The organism is Tritonibacter scottomollicae, from assembly GCF_032924845.1.
GTDB classification, from domain to species: Bacteria; Pseudomonadota; Alphaproteobacteria; order Rhodobacterales; family Rhodobacteraceae; genus Epibacterium; species Epibacterium scottomollicae.
Genome location: NZ_CP136704.1, coordinates 880,007 through 903,909 on the forward strand (window position 1 = coordinate 880,007; position 23,903 = coordinate 903,909).

Genomic DNA, 23,903 nt, shown 5'->3' on the forward strand with positions numbered 1-23,903 from the left:
CTCAATGACCGACTTGAAGAAACTCATCCAGGTCGGTCTGCTGTCGCTGACCTGCCTGCTGCTGCCGCTGGCGGCACTGTCGCAGACCGTTTCTGCGACCCAAACTGCAGAGAGTAGCGCGGGCCTTACGGAGGCCCGCGATCTTGCTCAGGATGCGGCCTCCGGCGCCCTGGGTGAGTATTACGAATCCTGGCAGCGCACTGCTGACCGGGCCGAACGCGTTCTTGACGCCAAGCGCGCCTCCAATGGCGCGCTGGAGGCGCTGCGGGTCGAACTGACGGGGTATCGTCAGCAGTTCTTGGATGCGGGCAACCAGAATGGGGACCGCCTCAAGACCCTGCGTGCCCAGATCGAAGCGCTGGGTCCAGTCCCGGAGGAGGGCAAGAGCGAGCCGGAGAACATTGCGAAGCTGCGTGACGAGCTGCAAAGTCAGCTCGCGACAGTGACAGCGCCGCAGGTGCTTGCGGATCTCGGCTACAGCCGTGCTCAGGGACTTATTACCGAGATTGACAAGCTGATCCGGGAGCGCGCGACACGCACGCTTCTGGAGCGGGTGCCGATGCCACTCAATCCAGAAAACTGGCCCGCCGCGGTTTTGGACGCGACCAAGGTTCTGGGCGCGTTCTGGCATGAAACGGCGGATCTGATGGCTCAGGCCACCACCCGTGAAACCATCCGGTCGCGCCTGCCGGTCTTGCTGCTGCTGCTCGCAGGTGCCGTGCTGCTACTGGGCCGGGGGCGTCACTGGGCCAAGAAAGCGGGTGCATATCTGCGAGAGTTGGGCTGGCGGGGCACGGGTGTGTGGCGCTTCATCGTATCGCTTTTGCAGGTCCTGCTGCCTTATTTGGGCACGGTGCTTCTGGTGCGGGCGATAGATATTTCAGGCGTTCTGGGCGTGCGCGGGACGTTGTTGTTGGACGATGCGCCGTTATGGTCGCTCATTCTGTTTGCCTCCCATTGGCTCGGCGAGCGGCTCTATGTCTATCAGCTCACCAACGAGCTGATCCCATTCGAACCTCGCGCTCAACGACAGGTCAGGGTGCTGCTGGTCTCGCTGGCGCTTGTGCTGGTTATGCAGCTGATACTGGGCCGCCTGGACACGATCGAGAATTTCGATGACGGCACCTATGCTGTCCTGAGCTGGCCTTTGATCCTGCTGGCCTCGCTGTTGCTGGTGCGGATGAATCGTATCCGGGTTCGTCAGCGTCGCGATGAGGACACTGAAATCGGCGAGGAGGATGACGAGGGCGCCATCGCCGTGGGCGCAAGCCGTGCGATGTCGCTGCTGCGCCGTCTGGTGTTTTGTCTCGCACTCATCGCGCCTGTGCTGGGGGCGATTGGCTATATCAATGCAGCGATTGCCATCATCTATCCTGTTATCCTGACACTCGCGCTGGTCACGACGCTCATGGTGTTGCAGCGGTTTTTGTCCGACATCTATGACTGGCTGACGCGCAACAGTCAGGGGGCAGAGGACTCGCTTTTTTCGGTGATGACCGGCTTTGTTCTGGCGCTCCTGTCGCTGCCGTTCTTTGCCCTGATCTGGGGCGCGCGCACATCGGATCTGACAGAGCTCTGGTCGCGCTTCCTCGAAGGCTTCGACATCGGTGATACCAAGATCTCACCGACGATCTTCCTGACCTTCGTGGTGATCTTTGCCTGTGGCTATGTCCTGACGCGTCTGTTGCAAGGCAGCTTGCGGTCCTCGTTGCTGCCCAAGACCAAGATCGACCCCGGCGGGCAGAATGCGATCGTCTCTGGCGTTGGCTATATCGGCATTTTTCTCGCGGCATTGATTGCGGTGTCCACGGCTGGTCTTGATCTGTCGTCGCTGGCAATCGTCGCCGGTGCGCTGTCGGTCGGCATCGGCTTTGGCCTGCAGACCATCGTGTCGAACTTCGTCTCCGGGATTATTCTGTTGATCGAGCGTCCGGTCTCCAAAGGGGATTGGATCGAGGTTGGCGGTCTGATGGGCTACGTGCGCGATATCTCTGTGCGTTCGACCCGGATTGAGACCTTCGACCGCACCGATGTGATTGTGCCGAACTCCGACCTTATTTCCGGCACCGTCACCAATTACACCCGCGGCAATACCGTGGGCCGGGTGATCGTGCCGGTTGGCGTGGCCTATGGCACCGATCCGCGCAGGATCGAGCAAATTCTGATGGAGGTCGCCAAGTCGCACCCGATGGTGCTGATGAACCCTGCGCCTGCTGTGGTGTTCCAGGGCTTTGGTGCCGACAGCCTCGATTTCGAGATCCGCGCCATCCTGCGGGATGTGAATTGGGTGTTGTCGGTGAAATCGGACATGAACTACGAGATCGCCAAGCGTTTCGTCGAAGAAGGCATCGAAATTCCGTTCGCACAGCGTGATATCTGGATTCGCAACCCCGAGGCCCTGAAGGGCGAGACGGGCCCATCAGACACTGCGCCCGCAGAGCCAACCGGGGCGTCGCCAAGTCCGCCCCCACGCGAGAAGACCCCGATAAAGCCGGATCTCGCGGATGTTTCGGTCGAGGATGGTGCAGAAGGCGATGCCGACCGCTAAGGCAGACCTGCCTCTTTCGGTCTAAACCACCCAAAAGGCCGCTGCAGAAGCCTCCTGTGGCGGCGTTTCGTATTTGGCGCAGGGGCGGGCGCCATTGGGGCTCTTGTCCTCTCGGCGGGCATCGGCAAGCGCTTGATTCACTGCATGTTCACAGATGGTTAGAAGAAAACTGGGTGAGCGCAAAAAAACTGAACTTTTTGTCAGAAAGCCTATTGCAATCCCCTCCGTAATGCATCAAAAGTCGCCTCCACGGAGAGGTGGCCGAGTGGTCGAAGGCGCACGCCTGGAAAGTGTGTAGGCGGGAGACCGTCTCCAGGGTTCGAATCCCTGTCTCTCCGCCATTACCCCCATTGCTAACCAGTGACACCGCCCTGACGGGCACGGATTTTTGCGTGTTGTCGTAGGGGGGGGCGGAAACCGACCGAACCTCATAGACGCGCCGCTTGGCCGAAGCTGGGTTCAGAATGGCCCCAGAACTCAGTTCGGGCGAACCTCGTCCGTTCCGGTTCGGTGCCGTTTTTCGTTATATTTCAATATCCTGACTGCGAACTCCGCCAAAACCTAAAAGCGCGTTGCGAACGATATCCATGCCAACGGAGATCGAACACGCGGTAGGCGCATTGCTCAGGATTGCCGCGCAAACCCGGGCGGCGTTTGGGGTGCCTTTCAATGGAGCGGTCAGATCTGATCTGGATCCTTAGCTCGGCAACGTGGCTTTGCGAGGACGCCGAATTGCGGGCGCTTTTCGTATCAGAGGATATGGAACACGCGGACGAATACGCGGCCCGCTACATGGATGACACTCTCAGGTGTCTGGATCAGCTGAACCCAGATGCGATATCGCGCTTGGTTGCCGCTGGCGAAAACGATTGGACGAACGCAGTGGCTAAGCGCCGAGAAGCGGCTGGGCTCGCCGACACTATCGCAAATGGTTTTGCAAAGGCGGTTGAGAACCTCAGTCAGCAGCAATTACTGTCTCGTTCGCTCATAGATGACGGGACCAGCGGTCGCATGTTTATTCAAACCGCTTCAAAAGAAACACAAAGCAAGTTTCTCGTTGTCCTGACTAAATAGTAGCCTGGTCGCCCAGCCCCTTTCCCAAAGGCGATTAAGTAGAACAAGTGATGGCCGCAATTTGCATCGCCTGATCCTCGGCGGAGCTTAGCATAGACACTGTGCGCCCGCCGAAAGGCGGTTATCCAGCAAGTGATACTTAGACGGCAGCAATGGGCCGATGTATCTTGCATCGGGAAGGCGGTCGCCTAATTCGCAAGGTCGACGCTCTTGACTTGGGGAAAGCAGAGGTTTTCATACCAAGCATGAATGACCTCTCAACACATTCGCTGGATGACCTCACAATTGACGAGTCCTCGCGGCCCAAAGCGCCGAAGGTTCCGGCAGCAACAGACATGCACCGCCGCCAAGGTCGACAGCTGGCGGCCATCCACCGTCACTATCTGATGGAGATGGCCCAAATTGGAGCGGTGTTGGCGCGGATTGAAGCGGGAGACGCTCCGCCCGAGAACCTGAGGCAGATCGTACTTTCACTCGATATGGCGGAGAATTTACGGGCCTTCGGAAACCTTTGCGGACGCGAGTGCCAAGTGCTCAAGTTCCACCACGACATTGAAGGTTCCGATATGTTCCCTCGGATCGAGGCGGCTGGTGGAGGGATGTTTCGAGAGGTCGTCGCCAAGCTGCTGTCAGAGCACGAGGTGGTCCACGAGTTGATCATCCGTCTCGGTCGCGCTGCGGACGCGCTAATGGAAGATCCGAAAGAGGCGAACTTCGTTCATGCCGCCACCACGTACCGAAAACTTGAGGAGGTCATACGCTCCCATTTTGGCTATGAGGAGACGGAATTGGCTGAGGCCATCGGATATTACCTCGGGTCGATTTGAATCCGGATCCGGAACAGCTGTGCATCGTCTGAAGTAAATGCAGTTTCGGAGCGGGTTCATCCGCGCTGCAGCCGCTCAACGGTCAAAAATGCCTCATGCAGTATGTAGGGTAGCAATGACGGGCCGCACCGCAGCGCTGGGTGCCAGCGATGAAAGGCATCAACGGGACGCTCAGGTTTCGAAGGGCAAACACGGTTCGCAACTTTGCAGCAGCAGCTTGCTGCGCTTCTCGGACCTTTGATCACGAAGCAGAAGCTAACAATGCAGGCCAGTGGGGTGGCCGGGATCAAGTCTCGGCAAGATAACTCAGTCTTGCTGAGGAGCTTTCTGCGGTTCAGGCCCTTCGCAGTCACTCGCCTAGGTGACCGGCGCTGCAGTGCAGCTTCGCCAAACCGGCAATTCGTCCAAGGCGCAGCATTTTCGAAAGGTAAAAGGTTGGCGGTGAAGGACTTTGCTGCTGTTCGCCGCGGTGTCGCCAATGCCCGGTTTTAGGAAATCAGCGTTTCAACATGCTCGTTGGCGCAGTTGTCAGGCAGGTTGTGTGTGTGAAGAATTTGGGCTTAATTGATCAGCGAAATATTTTTGGGAGGAAACCAGATGAAAACGATACTGAAAACAGCGGTTGCGGCAATCGTTCTTACATCTGTCGCCATCACTACCGCGTCGGCCGAGACCCGCGTGACCTACAAGTCGGCGAAAACCGGCTCGTCCTATTACCAGATGGGCGTCGAACTGGCCGAAGCCATGAAGGCTGCTGGCGACATCTCTGTAACCATTGAGGAAAGCCAGGGTTCTGTCCAGAACGTGATGGAGGTGCGCGCACGCGGCGGTGACTATGTCTTTACCACCCCGCCCGCGCTCGTCGGCCTTGCCCAAGGTGGCAAGGCGATGTTCGAGGGCAAGGGCGATCCCGCCTTCGAAGACATTCGCGCACTTTTCCCGATCCCGTCGCTGACCATGCATTTCGTTATGTCTGCCGGGAGCGGTGTGACCGACATTGCTGATCTGGACGATCAGACGATCCTGCTTGGCAAAGGTTCCTTCGGAGCCAGAGAGGGGGAGAAATATCTCGGGCTCTTCGGCGTGGCCGAGAGCGTCGAGATCGCGGACGTCGAGCTTTCCAACGCGGTTTCCGCGCTGAAGAACGGCCAGATCGACGGCTTTGTAACCGCAGGCTCCTATCCTGCACCCAATGTGATCGAGGCAGCGGCCTCAAGCTCAGTTACGGTGCTGTCCATGACCGACGCGCAAATCGCCGAGACCAAGCGCACCAAACTGACTATCCCTGCCGGTACCTACGCCGGTCAAGAGGCTGATATCAATACGACATCGCTTCCCGTTGTGGCCTTCACGACCACGAAGATGGACGACGACACCGCTTACGCGCTGACCAAGACCTACTGGGAGAACAAGGCAAAGCTCGGCGAAACATCGCGTTGGTGGAACGGTGTGAATCCAGCAATGCTGAGCAACATCACCAGCAAGATCCATCCCGGTGCCGTGCGCTATTACCAGGAAGCAGGTATCGACCTAAGCGACGCGCATATGTAATGCGCGGGCGTCTTTTGCAGGACGGGCATCGCGCCCGACCTGTGTTCCTTTAATCTAAGAGACCGTTGATGCCTAATATTTCGAATGGCCGGATTGGTGCGGCCCTTTGGCTGGTCCTGGCGGCTGCTCTGGTGACCTATCATCTTGCACTGATCTTCTCGGGGCTCGTTCCCAATCTGGTCAGCCGCCCGCTGCATATGGCGTTCATCCTGCCCTTCGTGTTTATGCTGGGAAATAAGAGTCGTTGGGCCACGATCAGCGGCACGGTGCTGGCCGCTATGGGCATGGCCGCAGCGATATGGATCGCGATCAACCATGATCGGCTGGGAGATCAATACGGTTTTCTCGAAAGCAATACGCAAATCGCAATCGCAGTCACGCTACTGGTGGTGACACTGGAAGCGGCCCGCCGTGCGATCGGCTGGCCGTTGCCGCTGGTTGCCGCAGCAGCGTTGCTCTACGGTCTTTTCGGTCAACACATCCCGGGTCAGTTCGGCCATTCCGGCACCCCGATCGCTAGCTTCCTTGGCACAATGACGATTGCAGAGGGGGGCATCTTTGGGTCGCTCACCGGTGTCTCGGTTGGCGTTGTGGCAATCTTCGTGATCTTTGGCGCGGTTCTTAATGCGGGCGAGGCCGGCCAAGGTTTCATGAACGTGGCCGGCGCGGCAGCCGGGCGTCTGAAGGGAGGAGGGGCGAAGGTCTCCGTGATCTCCTCGGCCCTCTTCGGGTCGATCTCGGGTTCGGCTTCGGCCAATGTCGCCTCTACTGGGGCGATCACCCTGCCTGCGATGACCAAACTCGGCTACCCCAAGCGCCTTGCCGCCGCAGTCGAGGCAGTTGCCTCCTCTGGTGGACAAGTTATGCCGCCTCTGATGGGCGCGGGTGCCTTCGTCATGGTCGAACTGACGGGTGTGCCCTATACGTCGATCATGGCGGCGGCAGTCCTACCCGCGGTGCTTTACTTTTTCGCCGTGTGGGTCGGTATAAACGCCTACGCCACGCGCTTCGACCTCAAGGGGGTGGACGAGGCAGACCAACCAACTGGGCGCGACGTCGTCATCACCTCGCTGTTTTTCCTTGTGCCGTTCTCGGTTCTGCTTTGGGCCATGTTCGGGGCTGGGTTCACGCCGCAATATGCTGCAGCACTTGCAATCGTTGCCGGGGCGTCGCTGCTCTTCTTCAATGCAGACTTCGATTTTCGCCCCGCTCAGATTGCCGAGAGGTTTCAGAGCGCGGTGATGAGTGCCGCCAGACAAGTATCAATGATTGCAGCCATAATTCTGTGCGCTTCGATCATCATCGGTGTGCTTGCGATCACGGGCCTTGGCGTCAAGATCACCTCCCTTATCCTCGAAGGATCGGGTGGCCTGCTTTGGCCGTCACTGCTTCTGACCGCGCTCGCATGCCTCCTGCTTGGGATGGAGGTGCCAACGACCGCAGCCTACGTCATTTGCGTTTCTGTTGCGGGTCCAGCACTGATCCAACTGGGGCTGGAACCCTTGCAGGCACATCTTTTCGTCTTCTGGTTCGCTTTGCTATCGACGATTACGCCACCCGTCTGCGGTGCGGTATTTATCGCTGCTGGCATGATCGGGGAGAATTGGTTGAAAGTCGCCCTGACTGCGATGGCTCTTGGCGTCGGGCTCTATCTCATACCTCTGGGTATGATCGCTAACCCTGATATAATCCGACTGGCTCAAAATCCTGCACTCGCGATCATAGCAATGCTGCGGCTCGCTTTCGGGTTGGCCCTCGTATCCTACGGTCTGATTAGTGCACGTAAGATTTTCAAGACAGCGGTGCTGGTCGGTGCCGGGTTGGCGGTGATCTTCTCTGGTATCTATATCTGAAGTCATTGCCTTGGCGGGGCTTCACGCTTTCGTGGTTTCGGTTCAGTCAAAGCTGAAACGGCAAGTAGGCAATTTCTTGAAAGCTGTCGTTTGATCGAGCCGCAGCAGCCGCAGTTCTGGGCTCCAAGCGGTCCTTCGCGCCATGGCGATCAGTTGTAACGCGCTTCTTGCGGTGATGGGAATGCATGCCCCCACACATATGGCTTACGCCCAGTGATCGGGCACTGGCATCATGAGACTTAAAGCAAGCTCCTGCCTCTGAGCCAAGTCCATCGCGTCGCCATGATCCGGAGAGCCGCGGATCACCTTGACGCTATGCCCCATCATTTCTCTGCCGACGTCCATTCGCTTAGTCACATCCAATATCCGACTTTCCCAGGTGTGGCGCACACCACCGATCATGTGCTGAACAGAGGACAGCAGGTCATTGCTTCGCAGGTAAGTGGTCATGGTGCCTGAATAGTTGTTTTTGCCTCGATGTCGCGGAAATTCATCCGCATGGCGCTTGGCAGCTGCAAGTGTGACACCAACCAGAGGAACCAGGCACACGGATGCGCTGTTCTTGATCTCTCTGCGGTTTTCCCCTTGCTCAAAAGCCAGTTGCAGGTGCCGGACTGGATGATCGAGCACAAAGGCACTGGCAGGGAGGTCGTGAACTTCGGACTGACGGCATCCCGTTTCGGTCGAGATCAATAGAATGTCTCGTGCTTCTGTGTTCGTCGCGTCAAAGGCCCGAGGCGCAAAACCAATTCTCGGTGATCGAATCCAGCGGAATTTCCAGCTTCCAAGCGGTCCAGGATATCATCCAACGGCGCATCAAGCAGGTCTGAAATCGCGCAGGCGATAAGCGAAGCCTCTCGCCTGCGCGATTTTCTGTGCTGCGCGGCCATGTTGGTGCGCTGTCGTCAAAACGTCATGAAACCAGTGGCGACTTTCGCGTGAAGTTCCCTCCGCAACCGGCTAAGACCGTCGGGAGACGCGGACAGGGAGCGGATGCACATGCGGCTGGATCAGGATATCGAAGAGGCCCTCATCACCATGGTGCGGGCGGCGGCGCGGGCGGAGATCATGCCTCGCTTTCGTAACCTTTCAGCCGGGGCGATCACCGCTAAATCCTCCGCCATCGATCTCGTTACCGTCGCCGATGTGGCCGCCGAAGTGCATATGACCCGCGCCGTGGCTGAGATCCTGCCCGGCGCAGTGGTCATCGGCGAGGAGGCGGTCAGCAAGGATGCGTCGGTGCTGGCACGGCTGCCGGACGCCGAAGTTGCTGTGATCCTCGATCCCATTGATGGCACCTGGAATTTTGCCAATGGCCTGGCGGTCTTTGGTGTGATCCTGTCGGTGGTGGTGCGGGGGCAGACCGTGTTCGGGTTGCTCTATGATCCGGTGATGGATGACTGGGTGCAGGCAAGCCTTGGCGGCGGCGCGTGGTTCGCAGCGCCAGGCCGCACGCCAGAGCGATTGCAGGTCGCACCAGAGCGCCCCTTTGCCGAGGCGACCGGGTTCTTGCCGCATTACGTGTTCCCGCAGGACGAGCAACCCCGTTTGGCCCAGGGCATGATCCGCGCGCGGCGGGTCAACTCGTTGTTTTGCTCCTGCCATGAATACCGAATGATGGCGCAGGGCAACGCGGATTTTGTGCAGAATGAGAGTTCTGAATTGCTGGGATCACGCCGCCGGTGTTCTGGCGGTGCTGGAGGCCGGCGGCCATGCGCAGCTGGTCGACGGGCGTGACTACGCTCCGGCGATCTCTGAGGGACGGCTGACGGTCTCCACGGGCGCGCGTATGCGGAATGAGGTGATACAGGCCTTTGGTCTCGGCTGATGGCAGCGCCTCTTGGCGCGCAGGACTGCCGATACATCCCCCGCAGCGGTCAAGATCGGCAAGGCGGCATTCTATGTGCAGGCGCAGATGTCACTGGACGAATCCTATGTCGGGGAAGTGATGGCGTGGGATGCCGAGGCGGGCATCAGGGCGTTTGTCGCCAAATACGAGATGCAGGAGTGGACGGGCAAGTGACGCGCTAAGAGGCGGCTATTGTTGCTCGTTTCGGCTTTGTATCCCCGCCATCACCACGTGTGATTCGCAATACCGTGCAAAATACCGTGATGATTCGACATCTGGTTCGCTGACAGAGCGAAACAAACGCAAGTTGCCCCCTATGTTTGTCCGCTCCGAGCCAACAATGCGCTGATGAGACAAATGGGCACTGCGACCTCAGCGTAAAACCGCCATTACGTCGCGGGGTTTCGCCTGTGGAAACAATCGACAATGTCAAAACGGGCATTTGGATAGTTTGATGTGAATTTGAGCCAAATTTACGTGATCTGTCGGGCAAGCATCACGGGTGCGCGTGCGCAAATGTCGAAACAATAGATTGCTCCGCGGGACGCTATCGGGCGGTTGGCCATTGGGTGCGAGGTCTATGCGCAATTTTAACTGTCTTTTAGACTATGTGTGCGGGGGCGGCCTCGTTATCCCTGACCTCCACCATGATGCGGCTCGGAGGTGATCTCAGTGTCGCGAGGGATAGATCGTCGAGTGTTCGGCGAGATCGAAGGAGAGCGCGGCATGGCCAGAGATTCAGATACCCGAGATCCAGAGACCGCGCCATGCACCGGGATCAACTGGCGCGATAGGGACCGAGAACAGGCGCGGATCTCGCCCTGCTTTACCCCTGGCACGTTGATTGCAACACCGCGTGGAGAGCGATTGGTCGAGAATTTGCAAGTCGGCGACCGAGTTATCACCCGCGACAACGGCATCCAGCAGATCCGCTGGATTGGCCACAACGCGATGGGGCGAGAGGGGCTGGCGCGGGCCTCCTATCTGCAGCCGATCCTGATCCGACAAGGCGCGCTTGGCAACGGTCTGCCCGAGCGCGACATGATGGTCAGTCCAAACCACCGGGTATTGGTGGCCAACGACAAGACCGCGCTTTATTTCGAGGACCGCGAGGTTCTGGTCGCCGCAAAGCACCTGACGGGCCTGATCGGTATTGATGCGGTTGAGACCACCGCGGTGACCTATATTCATTTCATGTTCACGCAGCATGAAGTTGTCCTGTCGGATGGCGCATGGACCGAGAGTTTTCAGCCCGGTGACCAGTCGCTGCGCGGATTGGACAATGCGCAGCGCAACGAGATATTCGAGCTGTTTCCCGACCTGCGACATGCTGAAGGTCAAGAGGCCTATCCCTCCGCCCGCAAGACCCTGAGGAAGCGCGAAGCCAAGATGCTGTTGCACTGAGCTACGGCATGCCCCCTGGTTATGTCTGTGTCCTGCCAGCGCGCCAGGTAGACCAGGCGTCCGGCGTGTCCAGATCAATGAGCGCATGTTGCCCGGGCAGCGTGATCTCCGTCACGGTTTCACCTAGCAGCGCGCGGCGCGCCCCTTCGTCGCCCTTCAGGGTTTGTAATGCGTAGAAGCAACGACGCGGGAACAGCACCGGGTGACCGGGGCGGGGGGCGCCTGAGTTATCCTGACCCGTTGCACGCAGGATTGGTCCGTCTGGCCCGGTGAAGTGGCGTGCAAGCTGCCGGAGGTCCGCCGTTGTCAGCTCTGGCATGTCAGCAGGCAGAATCATCACACCGTCGATCATTGCGGGCAGCGCCCTGATCCCTGTGCGAATGGAGGCGCCCATGCCCTCGGCCGCGTCAGGCACTGGAATGCACTGAGCCGGGTCAATCAGCGCGGCGCGCGGATGGGTTAGGGCAGGGACCGTCACCCGGACGTCAAAACCGGTCGCCTGCGCCTGCTGCAGCAGATGAGACAGGAGCGGCTGGCCGGCGACCGTTTCCAGCAGCTTGTCACCACCCTGCATCCGGGAGGAGGCTCCGGCGGCGAGGAGGAGAATGGTGAGAGCGTGAGGCATGTATCGCGCACCTTGTGCTGAGCGGCGCCGGTGGGAGCCTCCGGCGGAGGTATTTTGGAAAAGATGAAGCGGGATGCCAAGGGGGTTGGTCAGCCTTTATGACCTATTGTTTCGCACGCGAAACATTGGGGCAGGGAGAGTGACCATAAAGTTGCACGCGCCACGGGGGAGCGCGTGCGGTGGTCCGGCAACAGGGGGCGAGACAGGTCAGTCCTGTTGACCTGTTTTGTGGTTTCAACCGCGCATACGGGCGCCATCGGTGTCAAACAGCGGCTCGGTGATCAGCCGGGCGGCCTGTTTCTGGCCGAGGATCTCGATCTCGACCTGCAGCCCGTCGGTTGCGCGCTCAACGGGGACAAACCCCAGCGCGATGGATTTCTGCGCATGGTGGCTGTAGCCACCCGAGGTGCAGAACCCCACCACGGCGCTGTCGAGCCAGATTGGCTCATAGGCCACCACATCAGCGTCCTCTGCCTCGACCTCAAAGGCGCAGAGCTTGCGTGCGGCACCAGCGTCCCGCTCAGCCTCTGCAGCGGATCGTCCAATGAAATCAACTGGTTTCTCGAAGGAGATAAAGCGATCCAACCCGGTTTCCGCCGCCGTGTAGTCGGGCGAGAATTCCGACAGCCAGGAGCCGAAGAACTTGTCCAGCCGCAGCGACATCATGGCGCGCATGCCGAAGGGTTTCATGCCGTGGGTTTGGCCCTCGCCCCAGAGCGTGTCCCACAGGGATCGCTGGCTCGGCAGGTCGCAATAGATTTCATAGCCAAGATCGCCCGTGTAGCTGACCCGTTGCACGACGCAATCCACCTTGCCAATGGTCATGCGGCGCACATCGAGGAACTTCAGGTCTACGGCATCGCGGGTGACGGCGGCGAGCACGTCCTTGGCGCGGGGGCCAGCGATCTGGAAGCCGTTGACCTGATCCGAGACGTTTTCGATGGTCACGCCCTCGTCCAGGTTCTGCAGGAACCAGCGCATGTGATAGGCCTGCGCGCCATAGGATGCGGTGAGCTGGAAGTCCTCCTCGCCGAGGCAGGAAATGGTGAAATCCCCGATCAGGCGTCCCTTGGGCGAGAGCATCGGCGTCAGGCTGAGCCGACCCTGTTTTGGCACCCGGCCCGCCATGATGCGATCCAGCCAGGCGCGGGCACCGGCGCCTTTGACACGGTATTTGCCAAAGTTGTGAATCTCATTGATGCCAACGGCTTCGCGGACGGTCTTCACTTCGCGTGCGGTGGCCTCGAAGGCGTTGGAGCGCCGGAAGGAGGGGATCTCGTATCGCTCTTCTCCTTCGGCGGCAAAGTAGTTCGGGATCTCCATGCCGTAGTAGTGGCCCCAGACGGCGCCCAAGCCATCAAAGATGTCGTACATCGGCGTGGTGCGGAAAGGCCGTGCGGCGGGAAGCTCCTCGTTCGGATAGGCGATGGAGAAGCGTTTCTGATAGTTCTCGACCACCTTCGGGCGGGTATAGCCCGGGGTGATCCAGTTGCCATAGCGGGCGACATCCATGGCGGCTGTGTCGCGTTCGCATTCGCCCTCGACCATCCACTGCGCCAGCATCAGCCCGACGCCACCGCCTTGAGAGAATCCCGCCATCACGGCACAGGCCGACCAGTAGTTACGCACGCCGGGCACGGGGCCCACCAGCGGGTTGCCATCGGGGGCAAAGGTGAAGGGGCCGTGGATCACTGATTTGACACCGGCCTCGGCCAAGGCTGGGAAACGTTTGTAAGCAAATTCAATGCTTTCTTCGATCTTGTCAAAGTCGTCTGGCAGAAGTTCGTGGCCAAAATCCCAAGGCGTGCCATCGACCGCCCAGGGCCGGCAGGGCTGTTCGTAAAACCCGATGCAGAGGCCGCGGCCTTCCTGTCGCAAGTAGCTTTCGCCCGCCGGGTCCATCACATGCGGATGCTCGCCGCCGCCGTCGATAATCTCGGCAATCATCGGCACCTCGTCGGTGACGATGTATTGGTGCTCCATCGGGTGCAGCGGAAAGTAGATCCCCGCCATCGCGCCCACTTCGCGGGCCCAGAGACCGCCGGCATTGACGATATGCTCGGCGTGAATGGTGCCCTTGTCGGTGACCACATCCCAGCTTCCGTCGGGGCGCTGGTTGGTCTCGATCACCTTGCAATGGGTCTCGATGGTGGCGCCGCCCATGCGTGCGGCCTTGGCGTAGGCGTGGGTGGTGCCGGAGGGATCGAGGTGGCCATCCAGCGGATCGTAGAGCCCGCCGATGATGCCGCCGACATTGGTGACAGGGGCGATTTTCTTGATTTCTTCGGGACTTACGATCTCTGTCTCAAGTCCCATGAAGCGATGTTTGGCGCGCTCCGCCTTCAGCATGTCGAGGCGTTCCTTGTTGTCTGCAAGGGTGACGCCGCCGACATGGTGCAGCCCGCAGGACATGCCGGTGATCTCTTCCAGCTCCTTGTAGAGCTTGATGGTATAGCCCTGAAGGGCGGCCATGTTGGTGTCGCCGTTCAGGGTGTGAAAGCCCCCGGCTGCATGCCAAGTGGAACCGGAGGTCAACTCGGAGCGTTCAATCAGCATCACGTCGGACCAGCCGAGCTTGGTCAGGTGGTAGAGGACGGAGCAGCCGACGACGCCGCCGCCGATGACGGCCACACGGGTGGTGGTTTTCATGAAGTCTGTCTCCCTGTCAGGTTCGCGATTGGCATCATTCTGGACACTTGTGCCCAGTAGTCCAGTCAAAATGCGACAGGGGATGTCGGAGGTGGGATGCAAACCGGGTGATCTCCCGCCCGCTTGTCCAGCCCCAACGGGACTGGCCCTCCGGTTGGGCGGAGCGCGGCGCGTGCCCCGCAGGGGCGCGCGCCGCGCTGGTCGCTTCGGGCAAAGCCCAAAGCGAAACCCCTCTTTCGCGGGTTTTGGATGACGGACAGATATCAGCTGTTCAGGGGACGAATTTTCAGACCCGTGACGCGGTTGCCTTCACGCGCGGTGACTTCGAAACGGAAGCCATGAAAGGAAAACACCTGACCCACTGTCGGGATCATCTGCGCCTCGTGGATCACAAGGCCTGCAACGGTGTTGGCCTCTTCGTCGGGCAGGTTCCATTCCATGGCCCGATTGAGGTCCCGGATAGTGGTGGCGCCTTCGACGATGAAATTGCCATCCCCCGTTTTGCGGGCGAAGCTCTGTTCGGCAGGGTCGAATTCATCGGTGATCTCGCCGACGATCTCCTCGAGAATGTCTTCGAGGGTGATCAGCCCTTGCAGGGAGCCATATTCATCCACCACCAGCGCAAAATGAGTGCGCATGCGCAGGAATTGGCGCATCTGATCGTCAAGCGTGGTGGTCTCTGGCACGAAATATGGCGGCTTGCTGACTTCGGTGATGTTGAAGTCACGCAGTGCGGAGGCGTCGCCATCCGGACCGCCGATCTTGGCATACATCTTGCGCAGCAGATCCTTCGCATGGACCACGCCGATGATGTTCTCCTGATTGGTGCGAAACAGCGGCAGACGGGTGTGTGAGGAGGTCAGGCATTGTTCCAGAATGGCCTCGGGGTCGGCCTCCGCATCGATCATTTCGATTTTAGAGCGATGTAGCATGATTTCCTCAACCAGGCGGTCGGAGAGATCCAGCGCGCCAAGGATACGATCGCGGTCTTCCTTTTCCACCACACCTTCGGAGTGGCCGATCTGCAGCGCACCGACGATTTCTTCGCGCACCGCCATGATGTGGCTGTCCGGGTCGATCTGCACCCCGAAGACGCGCAGCACACCGCGCACAAGCAGGCGTACCGCACCGACGATCGGTGCTAGGATCGTCACCAAGGTACCAATGACCGGCGCCACGGCTGCGGCGGCCTTTTCGGAGTTTGTGATGGCGTAGGTCTTTGGCAGAACCTCGGCAAAGACCAGAACAAGCATTGTCATCACGATGGTTGCCAACGCGACGCCACTCTCACCGAAGATTTTGGTGAACAGGGCGGTCGCCAGAGAGGCCGCCAGGATGTTGACAAGGTTGTTGCCTAGGAGGACAGACCCGATCAGTCGCTCGCTGTCTTCGGTTATCTGCAGCGCGCGTTGTGCTCCGCGCGCGCCCTTGTCAGCCTGACTGCGCAGCTTGCCGCGTGAGGCGGCGGTGAGTGCAGTTTCGGAACCGGAGAAAAAACCGGACAAGATCAGCAGCAGCACAATGCCGCCGGAGGTGATCCAGAATGAGCTGTCGAGTACGGAAGTTGCGCTGTCCATTGGGGTCCTGAGGGTCCTTCATTTTTGATGGTTATGCTGTGCAAGCGACGTTGGATCAAGCAGTCTGGGGTCGAAACCGGCTTTTGCCTGCGCCGGGAGCGCCGGTGTGAGGGCTCGGCACCCGTCAGTCCGCGTCCGACGCTTTCTGTGCGAGCGGATGGTGTTGATGCACCAGTTCTGCCAGTCGGGCATCGAGAACATGGGTGTAGATCTCTGTCGTTGCAATATCCGCATGGCCCAGAAGTGCCTGAATCGCACGCAAATCCGCACCATTGGCCAAGAGGTGTGTCGCAAAGGCATGGCGCAGGGTGTGCGGGGTCACTTTTTCAGGTGATACGCCACCGGCCACTGCCAATTCCTTGATTAGAAGGTAGAAGCGATGCCGCGTCAGATGCCCGTCCTTACTCCGCGAGGGGAACAGGAAACGAGAGGGTTTGTGGCCTTTGGTTTCGCGTTTGTCCTCGATCCCGTCGCGGGTGCTGAGCCAGACAGCCAGGGCCGCGCGCGCCGGTGGTGACAGGGGCACCATGCGCTCCTTGCCGCCCTTGCCCAGAATCAGCAGCATGTTGGGATCGCCGCGCGCGGCCGACACCGGCAGCGAGACCAGCTCACTCACCCGCATACCTGTGGCGTAGAGCAGCTCCATCAGGCAGGTGTTGCGCAACCGGTCGGCCTCTGTGCGCCCGGTCACACGGGCCGCTTGCAAAAGCAGGTCGACCTCCGCGATCTCAAGGGTCTTGGGCAGGGATTTGGCGCGGCCCGGGCCTTTGATCTGCAACGCGGGATTGTCCTCGCGCCAGCCTTCTTCAAAGGCAAAGCGATAGATCTGCTTGACCGCAGAGAGGCGCCGGGCGCGGGTGGCGCGGCTCAACCCTTCGGCGTCGCAGGAGATCAGGTAGGACTCCACGTCGCCTTGCTGCATTCGGCTGAAATTCAGACCTTGCCCGGCCATCCATTGCGCCAGATTGCGCAGATCGCGCCCGTAGGCGAGCAGCGTATTGCGCGCCGCGCCCAACTCGGCGGCCTGAGCATCCAAGAAAGTGGAAATCCATTGGACGTCATCGTCTGGTGCGCGCATCTGTTGTCACCCGCGCGGTAGAAGCAGGAGTTGGAGCGCGGCACGGCGTGCCGTGTCCTCAAGCCCCATATGGCGGAACGCGGCCAGAGACTGGGTCGCAGCCTCCAGATTGCCGTCGGCCCCATGCGAGAAGCTTTTCATCGTCACAAGGATGGCCTCGCCAAGACGGCCCTGGTCGAGCAGCAGTTTCTGTGCCGCGGGCAGCGTGCTGTCAGGGGCAAAGCCGGTGGCGATGGCCTGTTCCTGCGACGTGTTGGCGAGCTCCGCCGCCGGCTGCCCTTCGGCCAGAGAGGCAAGGAAGCGGCTGTGCCGGCTGTCATTGGGGGGCGTGGCTGCGGCTGTTTCATAATCCGCAGAAAGCAGGCGCAGGCGCCAGGCGATCATGGCGGCCTTGCCGTCCAGTTTGATTCCTGCCAATCGCGGCGCAAAGAGATCGGCCATCGCCATTTCCAGCCCTGCAGCCTGAGCGGCGGCCCAGAAGGCCGGCAGCGTCTTTCGCACCGCGTCGGCGCTGCCGGTGGACAGGGCAGTGTCAAACCGCTGCACGGCGGCGACCCGGTCCCAGATACCGCCAGAGGCGGCCGGACGACGCGCGGTGAACAGTCCCAGCAACTGGTTCGGGTTCATCGCCCGGCTGCGGGTCAGGCGTTCTGCGGCCTCAAGCTGGGCCTTCCATCCGGCGATGTCGCGCAGATCCGCGCTGGCAAAGGCGCGGGGCAGGGACCGTGTTGGCATCGGCTCTCCGATCGCCTCGAACATGCGAAATTCGAGCGGCGTCGGGGCGGAAGGCGACGGCAGCGGCGGCATGCCCTCATAGAGGTCCGGATTGAGGAAGCGGTCCAGCAAGGCAATCTGTGTCTTGCCGAGCAAAGCCAGCGCATGGGCCGTTTCCAGCATCAGCGCAGCAGTGGGCCAGTCCCCGCGACGGGCGGCGCAGAAGATGCGCGCTGCATAGTCCTGCATCAGATAGGGATCCGCCGTGAGCGCGGCGCAGCTGCGCTCCTCATCGCCGTTCAGCAGCGTTACATCGAACCAACGGTCGAACCTTTGCGCATTCTCGGTCGGACCTGCCTCCTGCACCAGCGCCTGAGCCGGGTCCGTGGCGCCGATCTCACGCAGCCGGTCGAGGCGTGCAAGCAGGATCTGGTCGTCGTCGCGAAAGGGCGGGCGCGCTTCGGTCAGAAGCAGTGTCATCAGCAGCGATTGCATCGCGGGCAGGTCGGAGACCGGAACCTCCCGGATCAGCGTCGCCAGCTGTTCCGGTGGGCTGCCTTGCCACAGGGTTGCCGGAAGTCCGGTGCGCGATTCCGGCACCAGCCCAATGGGCGGCAGCAACCGCTCCAGCGGGGTGACGGTGATGTCGGGGCCATGCGCGCTTTGCGCGACCGGGGGTTCCTGCAAGAGCGTCGGCGGAATATTGGCCACCGGAGGAGCAGCTTTCAGCCAGTCAATTGCGGTCAGCGGATCGCGTGCCAAAACCGGAGATGTCGTCAGCAGAAGACCGCCAAGGACCAATGCGGCAGTTTTAGTCGGCATTGAGCACCACGGGTTTGCGCACTTCTTCTGACGGAGCCGAAAAATCTGCACCAAACCAAGGGCCTACATAGGCGTATGCCACCAGCCCGATTGCCGCCAAAATGAGGAGGAAAGCCAAGTATTTTACCAAACGTGCCATGGGTGTCCCGGTGCCTGCTTCTTTGTCTGTTTTGAGAGTTTTATATATGGCCTTTTTGCCAATATCACGTCATTCACTGAAGAATGAGCGAAAAAGACCAAATCACCGATGCGACGGCAGAAAGTTGCGCGCCGGGAAAGTTGAAGAAGACCATCGTGCTGGTCGGGATGATGGGAGCCGGAAAGACCGCGGTCGGGCGGGCGCTGGCTGCACGGCTTGACGTGCCCTTCCTCGACAGTGATCACGAAATCGAATTTGCCGCCAACATGTCGATCCCGGAAATCTTTGCCCGCGATGGTGAACCGTTCTTTCGCGAGAAGGAATATCAGGTCATCTCCCGGCTTTTGCAGGAAGAATGCGGCGTGTTGTCCACCGGCGGCGGTGCCTTTCTGGCGGAGCGAAATCGGCGGGTCATGTCCGAATCCGGTGTCTCGATCTGTTTGCAGGCGGATCTGGATGTGCTGTGGAAGCGGGTGAAGGGGCGCGACACGCGGCCCTTGCTGCGCTCGGCGGACCCGTATCAGACGCTCTCTGACCTCTATCATGCGCGCGTGCCGATCTATGCACAGGCGGATCTGACGGTGAGTTCGGATGGGCAGGTCTCGATCGACAATATGGTGAGCCGGGTGCTGGAGGCCTTGAAGGCGCGCCCCGATGTGCTGGAGTTTGACTGATGGAAAAGATCGTTCACGTACCTTTGGACACCCGCGCCTATGACGTGGTGATCGGCCCCGATCTGGTGGCCGAGGTTGGCAAGCGTTTGGCGCCCCTGCTGACACGTCCAAAGGTTGCAGTGCTGACCGATGAGACCGTCGCGGCACTGCATCTTGAGGCTTTGCGCGCCGGGTTGGCTGCCGAAGGCATCGAGATGGAGGCGCTGGCCTTGCCGCCGGGCGAGGCCACCAAAGGCTGGCCGCAATTCTCCCGTGCGGTGGAGTGGCTGCTTGAGAAGAAGGTCGAACGCGGTGACATCGTGATCGCCTTTGGCGGTGGCGTGATCGGTGATCTGGCGGGCTTTGCGGCCGCGGTGTTGCGCCGGGGCGTGCGTTTTGTGCAGATCCCGACCTCCCTGCTGGCGCAGGTGGACAGTTCGGTGGGTGGCAAGACCGGCATCAACGCGCCGCAGGGCAAGAACCTGATCGGTGCGTTCCATCAGCCGGCGATGGTGCTGGCCGATACCGCGATCCTCGGCACGCTGACCAAGCGCGATTTCCTCGCCGGTTATGGCGAGGTGGTGAAATACGGCCTGCTGGGCGATGCGGAGTTTTTCGACTGGTTGGAGGCCAATGCGCCCGCCATGGCCGAAGGTGACATGGCGCTGCGGGTCGAGGCGGTGGCGCGATCCGTTCAGATGAAGGCCGATATCGTGGTGCGTGATGAGACCGAGCAGGGGGACCGTGCGCTGTTGAACCTCGGTCACACGTTCTGCCACGCGCTGGAGGCGGCGACCGGCTACAGTGATCGGCTGATGCATGGCGAGGGTGTGGCGATCGGATGCGCGCTGGCGTTTGAGCTGTCCGCCCGTCTGGGACTGTGCAGCCAGGAAGACCCCAGCCGGGTGCGTGCGCATCTTAAGGCGATGGGTATGAAGACCGATCTGGCGGATATCCCCGGCGATCTGCCCACTGCCGAAGAGCTGGTTGAGGTGATGGGGCAAGACAAGAAGGTCGTGGATGGTCAGCTGCGGTTCATCCTTGCCCGCGGCATTGGCGACGCCTTTGTGACGTCCGATGTGCCCGAGGACAAAGTTCTCGCGGTGCTGCAGGATGCATTGCGTCAGCGCGCCTAAAACGCAGCGGGGACGGCCAAAGCTCCTCTTGTGGCGAAGGCGGCTGAGGCGCGCCGGTCATGCAACCGAATGATGACAACAAAACACCCGGAGCGGTTCGCTCCGGGTGTTTTTGCTTTGCGCGCTGAGGGCTGACCTCAGAATGGGATTTCGTCGTCGTCGATGTTTTGCGAGGGGCCACCCTGACCGCCGCCAAAGCCGCCGCCCTGGTTGCCGCCACCACCGTAGCCGCCACCGCCGCCACCATAGTCGCCGCCGCCCTGGCCGCCGCCACCGCCGCCAAAGCTGCCGCCACCACCACCGCCGCCGCCTTCACCGCGACCGTCGAGCATGGTCAGCGTGCCGCCGATGCCCTGCAGAACAATCTCGGTCGAATAGCGGTCCTGGCCGTTCTGGTCCTGCCACTTGCGGGTTTGCAGCTGGCCTTCCACGAAGACTTTGGAGCCCTTGCGCAGATATTGCTCACACACGCGCACGAGGCCTTCGCTGAAAATGGCAACAGAGTGCCATTCGGTCTTTTCGCGGCGCTCGCCGGTGTTGCGGTCTTTCCAGGTCTCCGAGGTCGCGATGCGGAGGTTGCACACCTTGCCGCCATTCTGGAAGCTGCGCACTTCCGGATCGCGGCCAAGATTGCCGATGAGCATTACTTTGTTCAGGGATCCAGCCATGAGGGTCCTGTCCTTTGTTTCTTATCTGTTCAAGAGCGATTGCGACGGGTCGCCTGAACGGGAAGTCGAATCCCGTCCGTTGCCTGCCGGCAAGAGTAACGACCCTATTCGCGCGATGAAAGGGCAGGAGCGCGTCTGGAGCGCCCGGAGCGCCTGCAAATTGCGCCTGACAGGGCAGTAAGATGTGGATATCTTCCATTTGGCCAAAAGTTGGCTATATTGCTCACAGCAAAAATTAACGAGTTCTCGAAACATCCCATGCGACGCATTTCGACTGCTGCCCTGATCCTGTCCGTCTTCGCCACGCAAGCGGTGGCCGCTGATCTGTTCAAGAGCAAGACCAAGCGCAAGATGTTTGCGGCGCAGACCAACTTCCTCGATACCCGTGGCGCCAGCCAGTACCGTGGTTCGGAGCGGTTGAAGCCCGACAGCCTGAAGGATGATGTGCTGCCAATCTACAGCGGCAGCTACCGTGGCGAATACCTTGAAGTGGCCCGCAGCGCCGCACGTGATCACGGTGTTCCGGAAGATTTGTTCCTGCGTCTGGTACAGCAGGAGAGCAACTGGAACCCGGGGGCCGAATCTCACAAGGGCGCTCTGGGTCTTGCGCAGCTGATGCCGCAGACCGCGCGGCTGCTTGGGGTCGATCCGCTGATTCCGGCGGAGAATTTGCGCGGCGGTGCGCGCTATCTGGCGCAGCAATATCGCAAGTTCGGGTCCTGGCGACTGGCACTTGCGGCCTATAATGCCGGTCCCGACGCGGTGAAACGGCATGGCGGGGTGCCGCCCTACAAGGAAACTCAGAACTACGTGCGCAAGATTCTCGGCAGTTGAGCCGGTTTCCGCCGGTTCGGCCACTGCCAGCGGCGACTTCCAGCCGCCGTTAACCATTTGCCCCGCCACCTTCGTTAACGGGTCATTAATCTGCCTTAATCAGACGTGAATTTCTCTCTCAACACGGAGGGACGTAAAAGTGAGTGGGAAGACGTTTGAAGGACAGGTGGCGCGCATGGGCTGGGAACCCGGCGCACAGCCCCGTCCTGAGCTGGTGGATCAGATCCTAGACTACCACGGCCGCGGGATGCGGCGCGAGATCGGGCCGACGCTTTGGGGTGTGGCCTGTGGCGCCCTGATCGGCGTGTTGCTGAAGGGGATCGCCCTGGAGACTGCGCCGTGGGGGCCGGGCACCGGGACGATTGGCGCCGTGATCGCCGCATTGGCACTGGCTGGGTTTGCCGGAACACTGACGGTGGCGTTCTGGGGCGCATGGCGGGCCAGAACACGGCCAGAGATTCTGCAATTTGGCTCAATCAACCTGTTGACCTTGCTGGTGGTTTTCCTGGTCTGACGATCAGCGATCTGCTGCAAGAAGAATACCCGCGGGTGGGACTGTGGGAGAGAGGAAAGGGCGTGGTCCAGAACAGGGCTGCGTCCTTTCTGCATCTGGAAATTGCGTGGTGACTGCGCTAGGCGGTGGGTGAAGAACCCGGAGAATATCAATGATGGTTTCGCGCTTTGTCGTCCGTCCTGCGGCCTGTCTGCTTCTTGCCACCGCCCCGGTGGCGGCGCAGCCCTATGCCACGCCAGAAGCGCTTGGCGAGGCCTTGTTCTTCGAAACCGACTTGTCGCTGAACCGCACCCAGTCCTGTGCCAGCTGCCACGAGCCCAATGCGGGTTTTGCTGACCCGCGTCGTGACGCGGAGGGGGCGTTTTCGCGCGGCGATGATGGCCTGTCGCTCGGTGCGCGCCACGCCCCCACGGCGGCCTATGCGATCCTGTCGCCTGCCTTTCATCAGAACGCTGACGGCGAATGGGTCGGTGGCCAGTTCTGGGACGGGCGTGCGTCGGATCTCGCGGCGCAGGCCGGGGGGCCAATTCTGAACCCGATCGAGCTGGGGCTGGCGCGTGAAGCGGATGCCATTGCCCGGCTGGCCGAGCATGAGGACTATGTGACCGCTTTCCGCGCCCTTTATGACGTGGATATCGCCACCGATGTCGATGCGGGGTTTGAGGCCCTGACGGAAGCGCTCGCCGCGTTTGAGAGCAGCGAAGCGTTCCAGCCCTTTGACAGCAAGTATGACCGCTATCTGCGCGGCGAGGTCGAGCTGACCCAGACCGAAGAGCTGGGGCGGCTGTTGTTCTTTTCGCAGCAATTCACCAATTGCAATCAATGCCACCAGCTGCGCCGTAGCGCCATCGACCCGGCCGAGCCGTTTACGGACTTCAAGTATCACAATATCGGCGTGCCGGCGAACCTGCCGGGCCGTGAGGAAAACGGCGTAGACGCGGATTGGGTAGACAATGGATTGCTGGACAATCCGCTGGTCGACGATCCGGCGCAGCGCGGCAAGTTCAAGACACCGACCCTGCGCAATGTCGCAGTGACCGGTCCATATATGCACAATGGGGTGTTTCAGGATCTGCGGACCGTCGTTGCGTTCTATAATAAGTACAACAGCAAGGCGGAGGCCGCGCAAACCAATCCGGAAACCGGAGCCCGCTGGGGGGCAACACCGGTGCCCGAAACCCTGTCGACCGAAGAGCTGACCCATGGGCCCGCATTGGATGACCGTCGGATAGATGCGCTTGTTGCCTTCCTCGAGACGCTGACTGATGCACGCTACGAGCCACTGCTCGAAGACTGATCGGCAGCCTATGTGGCAGTGCCGCGTTAAATTCCAAGAAAAAGCCACAAATTCGAACCAAGTGCTTTACCGCTGATTCACTTCTCTGACG

Annotated in this window: 21 protein-coding genes and 1 tRNA gene; 14 read left to right on the top strand and 8 right to left on the bottom strand. The window is 60.5% G+C overall.

The window, feature by feature from the left end; all coding sequences use genetic code 11:
• The first annotated feature begins 4 nt into the window (after positions 1-4).
• The 6 genes from R1T40_RS04730 (at position 5) to R1T40_RS04755 (ending at position 7,853) form a co-directional block, all read left to right on the top strand.
• Positions 5-2,548: a DUF3772 domain-containing protein gene (locus R1T40_RS04730; RefSeq protein ID WP_317386061.1), complete on the top strand. Its 2,544-nt coding sequence runs from the start codon at positions 5-7 to the stop codon at positions 2,546-2,548.
• Between the two features lie 251 nt (positions 2,549-2,799).
• Positions 2,800-2,889 (top strand) — tRNA-Ser (locus tag R1T40_RS04735).
• Between the two features lie 328 nt (positions 2,890-3,217).
• Complete coding sequence (locus tag R1T40_RS04740; protein ID WP_317386062.1) at positions 3,218-3,622, top strand: hypothetical protein; 405 nt, start codon at positions 3,218-3,220, stop codon at positions 3,620-3,622.
• A 245-nt stretch (positions 3,623-3,867) separates the two neighbouring features.
• Positions 3,868-4,449: a hemerythrin domain-containing protein gene (locus tag R1T40_RS04745; RefSeq protein ID WP_317386063.1), complete on the top strand. Its 582-nt coding sequence runs from the start codon at positions 3,868-3,870 to the stop codon at positions 4,447-4,449.
• Positions 4,450-5,046: 597 nt separating this feature from the next.
• Entirely contained in the window at positions 5,047-6,000 is a 954-nt protein-coding gene (locus R1T40_RS04750; RefSeq protein WP_317386945.1) for a TAXI family TRAP transporter solute-binding subunit, read from the top strand.
• A gap of 68 nt (positions 6,001-6,068) precedes the next feature.
• Positions 6,069-7,853 carry a TRAP transporter permease gene (locus tag R1T40_RS04755; protein WP_317386064.1) on the top strand — a complete coding sequence of 595 codons (1,785 nt, stop codon included), beginning with the start codon at positions 6,069-6,071 and terminating at the stop codon, positions 7,851-7,853.
• Between the two features lie 204 nt (positions 7,854-8,057).
• On the opposite strand, the gene R1T40_RS04760 is transcribed toward R1T40_RS04755, so the two are convergent.
• Positions 8,058-8,546 carry a hypothetical protein gene (locus R1T40_RS04760; RefSeq protein WP_317386065.1) on the bottom strand — a complete coding sequence of 163 codons (489 nt, stop codon included), beginning with the start codon at positions 8,544-8,546 and terminating at the stop codon, positions 8,058-8,060.
• Between the two features lie 306 nt (positions 8,547-8,852).
• On the opposite strand from R1T40_RS04760, the gene R1T40_RS04765 reads away from it, so the two are divergent.
• The 3 genes from R1T40_RS04765 (at position 8,853) to R1T40_RS04775 (ending at position 11,106) form a co-directional block, all read left to right on the top strand.
• Complete coding sequence (locus R1T40_RS04765; protein ID WP_317386066.1) at positions 8,853-9,590, top strand: inositol monophosphatase family protein; 738 nt, start codon at positions 8,853-8,855, stop codon at positions 9,588-9,590.
• 103 nt (positions 9,591-9,693) lie between these two features.
• Complete coding sequence (locus R1T40_RS04770) at positions 9,694-9,876, top strand: Clp protease/crotonase-like domain-containing protein (protein ID WP_317386067.1); 183 nt, start codon at positions 9,694-9,696, stop codon at positions 9,874-9,876.
• A gap of 552 nt (positions 9,877-10,428) precedes the next feature.
• Positions 10,429-11,106 (top strand): Hint domain-containing protein, encoded by a 678-nt coding sequence (locus R1T40_RS04775; protein WP_394805017.1) that lies wholly within the window; start codon positions 10,429-10,431, stop codon positions 11,104-11,106.
• A 19-nt stretch (positions 11,107-11,125) separates the two neighbouring features.
• Here R1T40_RS04775 and R1T40_RS04780 read toward each other — a convergent pair whose 3' ends face one another.
• The 6 genes from R1T40_RS04780 to R1T40_RS04805 form a co-directional block, all read right to left on the bottom strand.
• On the bottom strand, positions 11,126-11,731 hold the full coding sequence (locus R1T40_RS04780) for a nucleotidyltransferase family protein (protein WP_317386068.1): 606 nt from the start codon (positions 11,729-11,731) through the stop codon (positions 11,126-11,128).
• A 234-nt stretch (positions 11,732-11,965) separates the two neighbouring features.
• A complete protein-coding gene (locus R1T40_RS04785; RefSeq protein ID WP_317386069.1) occupies positions 11,966-14,380 on the bottom strand; it encodes a GcvT family protein in 2,415 nt (804 codons plus the stop codon).
• Between the two features lie 263 nt (positions 14,381-14,643).
• The gene (locus tag R1T40_RS04790) at positions 14,644-15,957 is read right to left on the bottom strand and encodes an HlyC/CorC family transporter (protein ID WP_106164004.1); all 1,314 of its coding nucleotides are present in this window, start codon (positions 15,955-15,957) and stop codon (positions 14,644-14,646) included.
• Positions 15,958-16,081: 124 nt separating this feature from the next.
• A complete protein-coding gene (locus R1T40_RS04795; RefSeq protein WP_317386070.1) occupies positions 16,082-17,035 on the bottom strand; it encodes a tyrosine recombinase in 954 nt (317 codons plus the stop codon).
• Between the two features lie 6 nt (positions 17,036-17,041).
• Positions 17,042-18,571, bottom strand: coding sequence for a hypothetical protein (locus R1T40_RS04800; protein ID WP_317386071.1), 1,530 nt, complete (start codon positions 18,569-18,571; stop codon positions 17,042-17,044).
• The gene (locus R1T40_RS04805; protein ID WP_165798130.1) at positions 18,561-18,710 is read right to left on the bottom strand and encodes a hypothetical protein; all 150 of its coding nucleotides are present in this window, start codon (positions 18,708-18,710) and stop codon (positions 18,561-18,563) included. Before R1T40_RS04805 ends, R1T40_RS04800 begins: the two co-directional genes overlap by 11 nt.
• Positions 18,711-18,793: 83 nt before the next feature.
• Here R1T40_RS04805 and R1T40_RS04810 point away from each other — a divergent pair, with 83 nt between their 5' ends.
• Both R1T40_RS04810 and aroB read left to right on the top strand, forming a co-directional pair.
• The gene (locus R1T40_RS04810; protein WP_317386072.1) at positions 18,794-19,384 is read left to right on the top strand and encodes a shikimate kinase; all 591 of its coding nucleotides are present in this window, start codon (positions 18,794-18,796) and stop codon (positions 19,382-19,384) included.
• The gene (gene aroB, locus R1T40_RS04815; RefSeq protein WP_317386073.1) at positions 19,384-20,499 is read left to right on the top strand and encodes a 3-dehydroquinate synthase; all 1,116 of its coding nucleotides are present in this window, start codon (positions 19,384-19,386) and stop codon (positions 20,497-20,499) included. Before R1T40_RS04810 ends, aroB begins: the two co-directional genes overlap by 1 nt.
• Positions 20,500-20,636: 137 nt before the next feature.
• On the opposite strand, the gene ssb is transcribed toward aroB, so the two are convergent.
• Positions 20,637-21,167: a single-stranded DNA-binding protein gene (ssb, locus tag R1T40_RS04820; protein WP_106164009.1), complete on the bottom strand. Its 531-nt coding sequence runs from the start codon at positions 21,165-21,167 to the stop codon at positions 20,637-20,639.
• A 258-nt stretch (positions 21,168-21,425) separates the two neighbouring features.
• Here ssb and R1T40_RS04825 point away from each other — a divergent pair, with 258 nt between their 5' ends.
• From R1T40_RS04825 to R1T40_RS04835, 3 genes are all read left to right on the top strand, one after another.
• Positions 21,426-22,001, top strand: a complete 576-nt coding sequence (locus tag R1T40_RS04825) for a lytic transglycosylase domain-containing protein (protein ID WP_106164011.1) — start codon at positions 21,426-21,428, stop codon at positions 21,999-22,001.
• Positions 22,002-22,140: 139 nt separating this feature from the next.
• Entirely contained in the window at positions 22,141-22,515 is a 375-nt protein-coding gene (locus R1T40_RS04830) for a hypothetical protein (protein WP_317386074.1), read from the top strand.
• 151 nt (positions 22,516-22,666) lie between these two features.
• A complete protein-coding gene (locus tag R1T40_RS04835) occupies positions 22,667-23,812 on the top strand; it encodes a cytochrome-c peroxidase (RefSeq protein WP_317386075.1) in 1,146 nt (381 codons plus the stop codon).
• The last annotated feature ends 91 nt before the right edge of the window (positions 23,813-23,903 follow it).

Coding starts and splice junctions, on each gene's coding strand:
- R1T40_RS04730 (WP_317386061.1), top strand. CDS start 5: ATGACCGACTTGAAGAAACTCATCCAGGTCGGTCTGCTGTCGCTGACC.
- R1T40_RS04785 (WP_317386069.1), bottom strand. CDS start 14,380: ATGAAAACCACCACCCGTGTGGCCGTCATCGGCGGCGGCGTCGTCGGC.
- R1T40_RS04795 (WP_317386070.1), bottom strand. CDS start 17,035: ATGCGCGCACCAGACGATGACGTCCAATGGATTTCCACTTTCTTGGAT.
- aroB (WP_317386073.1), top strand. CDS start 19,384: ATGGAAAAGATCGTTCACGTACCTTTGGACACCCGCGCCTATGACGTG.
- R1T40_RS04750 (WP_317386945.1), top strand. CDS start 5,047: ATGAAAACGATACTGAAAACAGCGGTTGCGGCAATCGTTCTTACATCT.
- R1T40_RS04810 (WP_317386072.1), top strand. CDS start 18,794: ATGAGCGAAAAAGACCAAATCACCGATGCGACGGCAGAAAGTTGCGCG.
- R1T40_RS04755 (WP_317386064.1), top strand. CDS start 6,069: ATGCCTAATATTTCGAATGGCCGGATTGGTGCGGCCCTTTGGCTGGTC.
- R1T40_RS04790 (WP_106164004.1), bottom strand. CDS start 15,957: ATGGACAGCGCAACTTCCGTACTCGACAGCTCATTCTGGATCACCTCC.
- R1T40_RS04745 (WP_317386063.1), top strand. CDS start 3,868: ATGAATGACCTCTCAACACATTCGCTGGATGACCTCACAATTGACGAG.
- R1T40_RS04740 (WP_317386062.1), top strand. CDS start 3,218: ATGGAGCGGTCAGATCTGATCTGGATCCTTAGCTCGGCAACGTGGCTT.
- R1T40_RS04835 (WP_317386075.1), top strand. CDS start 22,667: ATGATGGTTTCGCGCTTTGTCGTCCGTCCTGCGGCCTGTCTGCTTCTT.
- R1T40_RS04780 (WP_317386068.1), bottom strand. CDS start 11,731: ATGCCTCACGCTCTCACCATTCTCCTCCTCGCCGCCGGAGCCTCCTCC.
- R1T40_RS04765 (WP_317386066.1), top strand. CDS start 8,853: ATGCGGCTGGATCAGGATATCGAAGAGGCCCTCATCACCATGGTGCGG.
- R1T40_RS04825 (WP_106164011.1), top strand. CDS start 21,426: ATGCGACGCATTTCGACTGCTGCCCTGATCCTGTCCGTCTTCGCCACG.
- R1T40_RS04775 (WP_394805017.1), top strand. CDS start 10,429: ATGGCCAGAGATTCAGATACCCGAGATCCAGAGACCGCGCCATGCACC.
- R1T40_RS04805 (WP_165798130.1), bottom strand. CDS start 18,710: ATGGCACGTTTGGTAAAATACTTGGCTTTCCTCCTCATTTTGGCGGCA.
- ssb (WP_106164009.1), bottom strand. CDS start 21,167: ATGGCTGGATCCCTGAACAAAGTAATGCTCATCGGCAATCTTGGCCGC.
- R1T40_RS04800 (WP_317386071.1), bottom strand. CDS start 18,571: ATGCCGACTAAAACTGCCGCATTGGTCCTTGGCGGTCTTCTGCTGACG.